General features: G+C 65.2%; 4 protein-coding genes. 2 read left to right on the top strand and 2 right to left on the bottom strand.

The genetic code is table 11. The features are described 5' to 3' along the window. The first annotated feature begins 15 nt into the window (after window positions 1–15). Complete coding sequence (locus EB084_19305; protein ID NDD30411.1) at window positions 16–2,577, top strand: hypothetical protein; 2,562 nt, start codon at window positions 16–18, stop codon at window positions 2,575–2,577. A 250-nt stretch (window positions 2,578–2,827) separates the two neighbouring features. Here EB084_19305 and EB084_19300 read toward each other — a convergent pair whose 3' ends face one another. Together EB084_19300 and EB084_19295 are read right to left on the bottom strand one after the other, a co-directional pair. Then, complete coding sequence (locus EB084_19300; protein NDD30410.1) at window positions 2,828–3,226, bottom strand: hypothetical protein; 399 nt, start codon at window positions 3,224–3,226, stop codon at window positions 2,828–2,830. A 151-nt stretch (window positions 3,227–3,377) separates the two neighbouring features. After that, a complete protein-coding gene (locus EB084_19295) occupies window positions 3,378–4,478 on the bottom strand; it encodes a hypothetical protein (protein ID NDD30409.1) in 1,101 nt (366 codons plus the stop codon). A gap of 179 nt (window positions 4,479–4,657) precedes the next feature. Here EB084_19295 and EB084_19290 point away from each other — a divergent pair. Continuing rightward, window positions 4,658–5,010 (top strand): hypothetical protein (locus EB084_19290; protein NDD30408.1); only part of this gene is annotated, 353 nt, incomplete at its 3' end.

Here is a 5,010-nt window from a genome sequence, read left to right as displayed (position 1 = left end):
GAATCCTCTCCTCAGATGATCACGGTGACACGCAACACCACAGTATCCGAGACCACCCGCCTGCGCGCCACGCCAGACGGCGGATTCGTGGGCGACACCATCTCGGTCACCTTCTCGCTCGGCCTGCAGGCCACGGCCAGCATCGATGGCGTGCAGATCGTGGCGGTCGACGCCCAGGGCAAGACCCTGTCCACCCTCGGATCGCTTGCCGCGGGCGGCACCGATGCATCGGGGGGAACCTTGTTTGGGGGAACCTTCACCGTAGATTCTTCAACGGCGCAGACCCTGCACTACCGTGTGATCGCTACCAGCGGCGGGGAGCCCTTCGCGTCGGAGGTCGTGACGGTCGACGTCGTGACCCGGCTGAGCGCGTCTGAGGTGCAGGCCGTGAACGACACGCTCCACGCCTTGCGGGCGGTCTACGACGCGCAGTCCGGCAACGGTGGTTTCTCGCTGTCGGCCGCGCAGGCAACCTTGCAGGCGGCGCTCAAACGCGACGATGTGGCCAGCGCGGGGCTCTCCGCCGACGGGCAGAACCTGTTCATCACATTGAAAAACGGGATGCAGGCGTCCTTTCCCTTCGTTCAGCGCGACAGGGCGCAGAAGGCTGCCGCGCGCGGCGTCACCGATTATAGCAAGAGAGGCGCGACACACACGGGTGCGAACCGAGTTCGCGCAGCCAGCAAGAGCACCCGCAGCAGCAAGACCTTTCAGCGCGGAGACACCTACAACGTGGCCTGCTTCGGGTGCATGCAAGACTACTTCGGCTTTACCGCAAAAGACTTCTCTACGACCGTGACAACCAACACGGGTGGGCTCGTGGTGAAGAGCACCCTCATCGACAGCGGCGTCACCCCGACGACGCTGCGCACCCAGATGCGGGGGAACGACCTGGTCTGCATCGACACGCACGGGGGTGAGGTCGATGTTACAAACCACTTCGTAACCGAGTACAGTGGCGACCAGCTGGCCCACGACATCCTTCTGTACGAGCAGACCCACAGCAGCAACCAGCTCTTCGATACCGACCTGCCCACCACCGTTCGCGACCTTCGCCTGGGGCGCCTGTGCTGGGGAGTGTGTGCCACGGTATCGAACGGCACGAGCAAGGACAACGCTTTTCTATGCGTGGAACCCGAGTTCATTCGTCACCACTTCGCAGCCGACAGAGGGCTGAGCGGAACGGTCATCGTGGCCAACTTCTGCTACAGTGCGCACCACATGGCACTCTACCAGGCGTTCCGACAGGCCGGCGCCTCGGCGTATATCGGATTCACCAATCCTGTCACCACAACGTTCGCAACCCGCATCACACTACCGTTCGCAGAACTGCTGCTGAACGGCGCCAAGGTGCGCGATGCGTGCATCGTGGCGCGTGACCCAGACTCCACCAAGGGCGCGGATTGCTACTCGACAGCGCTCGGAGACCTCGATACGCAGCTGGGCCAGCCCACTGTCTCGCCCACAGCCTTGACCGTATCGACCCAACCCGGTCAAGACACGGCAGACGTCACCGTCGCCCCCCTCGCCCCCCCCGAAAACCCGCTGCTGGCGCTCGACGGTACGTCATTTGAGTTCGCCATCGACGGCGGAGCAGGCGGCACGCTCATCGATCCGCTCAACGTAAACAACACGGGCACGCACATCACCACCACGAGCCCGACCGTGCACTACCAGGCCGATAGCAGCGCTGCAGACGGATCGGTTGCGAGCATACGATGCATCGTGCGTGGAACGCTCCCAGCGCCCTACCCGACAGACTGGAACCCCGTGCCCGTGCCCATCGGCGAGGCCAGCGCGCAGGTGACGGTGCAGCACGCACCACTGGCGGTCGACTTCCTCACCATCAGCCCCCCCTACTTCAGCGTGCCCAAGAACGGCGGACAGGTGCAGCTGCAGGTCACCGCCCATTTCATCGGCGGCGCGACGAAAGACGTGACCCGAACGGTCACCTACGATTGCCACTGGGCGCAGCAGACGGGCACACCATCGGTCGACGCCAACGGCCTGTGCACGATTCCCAAGCCCCAGGGCGTCAACGGGGGCGATTTCTTCGCCTACGCCGTATACGGAACGCCTGGTCGTGATGCGGTTGCGGCACAGTGCTACCTTCGAAACACCGCGCTCAGCTATGGCCCTCCGATACCGTTCGTGTGGACAGGCGACTCGTGGCTCTCGGCGGGCATGCCGTACCTTCAAGGCAACTGGTTCGGCAACCCGAACTACTACCAGCTCCCGACCATCTACACGCACTACTCGGGTGTGCGCCGCCGGCAGCTGCACATGTACGTGCTGGGTGACAGCGGTGTGCTGCCCGCCCCGTGCAGCATGACACAGAACGGCACCACCTACCAGTTCAGCGCGCCCACGTGGTCGATTACGAACACCAACGTGCTCTATCCCGACTTCGACGTCGACGCGACCGGGCTGCTCACCATGAGCGGATACCATCTGCCGTACGGCTACAACTACGAACCCGCGATGATTACGGTGAACTATCAGAAGACAGTCACCGCGGGCCAGCAGGTCAACTCATCCGGCGGCATCATCAACGTGGGGGTCGCAGGCAAGCCGTAGGCGATGTTCGATGCGCAGCGAGCGTGGCAGCGGGAAGATGGCAAGCCGCGGCGGACACACACAGATCGTCCAGAACGGCAGGCTATCCCGGCGAAGATGCGGAGCCGTCACCTCGCTCAGCTACAGTCTGTGTCCTTGACACGGACGATAAACAAGGTGAGACAGCCCGCACAATTGCGTGCGCGCTTTCACGAGAGGTGAAGGCGGCTGAGACGTCTCTCGGCTGGACTTCTGACGCATGCAGAGGGCCTCATCGACCGAGGCGCTTCTTCCAGCCGGCACCAAAGCGCGCCGCCATGGCGTGACCGAGAGCGGCATTGCCCTCAAAAGCCATCTGGCCGAGCAGCACATAGAGTCGGGCATCGCCATCAGCCGCGCTCAGCAGCTCGTCGGGACCGTCGCGCGCGAGCACGAGGGCCGCAGCTGCGCTGGCAACGTCGGTGAACGCGCACTCGGCCTGCTCAAAGAGCGGATCCGACTCGCCCACGACCTGCACGCGATGGCCCGCCCAGCGCCCCAGAAGCAGCAGACCAAGAGCGCGCGCACCCAGGTTGCGGCCGATGCAGCCTACTTTGCTTCCGCCACCGAGGGCATTGACCATCAGGTATTCGCGGGCGTCGAGGTCTGCATACATATAGACGTCGCTCATGGGTACCGAACTCCTCCCTTTCTCACACACATCCCTGACCGAAGGAATCTTCGCCAGCGCGGCCTGTCACCCTCGGAAACGCTGGCACTCGCGAGGGCTTCACCCCCCTCACTGCCTCGAGCGGTCGCCCGCAGAGATGAACGCGCCGCGCTCAGCGCAGGCGGGCCACCATGTCGGCGGCCAGCAGCCACGCCTCCCGATCCCGGGACAGCAGCGTCTCGCTGCACAGGGCCTGCTGCTGGCGCTCGGCCTCGGTGGCCACGCTGGCGGGCGCAGGCAGGAAGCGGGCCGCGAACGCGTCGGCAAGGAACTCGTCCGGCTCACTGCCGGCGTAGGGGCGCAGCAAGGTGCCAGCAGCCCGATCGGCCTCCATGCGCGCGCCCATCTTCTCGTGCAGCGCTGACGCATACGCGGCGTCGCGTGACGCGAGCACATCGGCGACGGCATGCCCCATCTCGTGATGCAGGTAGAACGCGATGAGCGGATCGCGAAATGCGCTCGCGCTCATCAAGATGAGCCGGGGCGGCGCGTCGGTCTCTTCAATCTGGTGATCGAAGGTGGTTCCCGCGATGCCCTGGGCCTCTTGCGTGAGCGCGAGCCAGGCCTGGGTGGGAACCCGCTGCCCGCGCCAGTAGTAGTAATCCGGGATCTTGATCGACTGGCCGGGCGCGATGTCGCCGTTGGGGGCCGCCAGACCTTTATTGAGGGCGGCGGCGATGCCGGCCATCTCGGCCACCTCGTCGGGGGTCTCGGCCCCGCGCTGGCGTGCCAGGTCGGCAAAGGTGAAGTACGGGTCAGAGCGCTCGACCGTGATGCGCGCGCCGTTGAGCTCGAGCTTGCGCCCCTTCGGCACGGCCTGCGAGACGTCGGCGCCACGAAGCGCGTCGACCGGATAGGGTGTGAACCCGAAGGGCGCGGGGCCGTCGGGCTCGACCACGAGAATGCGATAGCCGGCGTCGGCCAGGGCGTGGGGAACCTCAGGCGGCAACGCGGCCAAGGCGGCTTCGACCGTGGCGCGATAGGGGGCGCGCAGGCCCCCGACGATGGATGCGAAAGACGCATCGGCCGAGGGGATGGCTGCGGCAGACGCAACCCTGGGGGCGACCGCAGCCGGTGAGGCCGGCCCAGAGACCTCGACCGAGTCGCGAGGCGCGGCGAGCGCGGGGGCAGGCGCAAGCGGGCTGCGCGACAGAGCAGGGGCCAGCGCAAGCGGGCTGGGCGAGACAGGAACGCCGACAATCCCATTCTGCATCGTCTCTAGAGCATACAGGCCGCCCGCCTCGAGACCCATAGACGGCGTGTGAACAGTTCAACACGAGAGACGGGCAGACCGATGCCCTGCAATACGTGGCCTCCGCGTCGCTTACGCGGTCGCGAGACGAGGATTGAGCCGCTCCGCTACGAAGATCTTGGGCAAGAGCACGCAAGAACATGAAGAACCGACCGAACATCTACCACCGCTACATGAAGCTGCCGTTCGAACTCGAGGCTCCCCCTCTCTTCGAAGAGCACGGCAACATCGTCCGACACCAGGTGCTCGACAAGCTGAAGCACCCCGAGGTCGACACCTTCCTTCGTCAGTTCGGACTGGTCTGCGTCCGCAAGGAAGCGATCTATACGCCCCCGTTCGGAAAGCTCCCCATCCACATCGACCACCACGCCTACACCGAGAAGGTGAAGATCAACCTGAGCTGGGGCCCAGAGGAGGGCGTCGTGCGATGGTGGGAGTCTGACATCGTCGAAGCACACGTCATCGACGGCGGCACCGCCCACACACGCGCGTA

Source organism: Pseudomonadota bacterium, assembly GCA_010028905.1.
In the GTDB taxonomy this organism is placed as follows: domain Bacteria; phylum Vulcanimicrobiota; class Xenobia; order RGZZ01; family RGZZ01; genus RGZZ01.
Note: the sequence above shows the minus strand (reverse complement) of the source record. Positions and strands in the feature narration are given on the sequence as shown.

What these genes read in the sequence shown, in the direction of transcription:
- EB084_19305 (NDD30411.1), top strand. Translation starts at nt 16, where the DNA reads ATGATCACGGTGACACGCAACACCACAGTATCCGAGACCACCCGCCTG.
- EB084_19300 (NDD30410.1), bottom strand. Translation starts at nt 3,226, where the DNA reads ATGAGCGACGTCTATATGTATGCAGACCTCGACGCCCGCGAATACCTG.
- EB084_19295 (NDD30409.1), bottom strand. Translation starts at nt 4,478, where the DNA reads ATGCAGAATGGGATTGTCGGCGTTCCTGTCTCGCCCAGCCCGCTTGCG.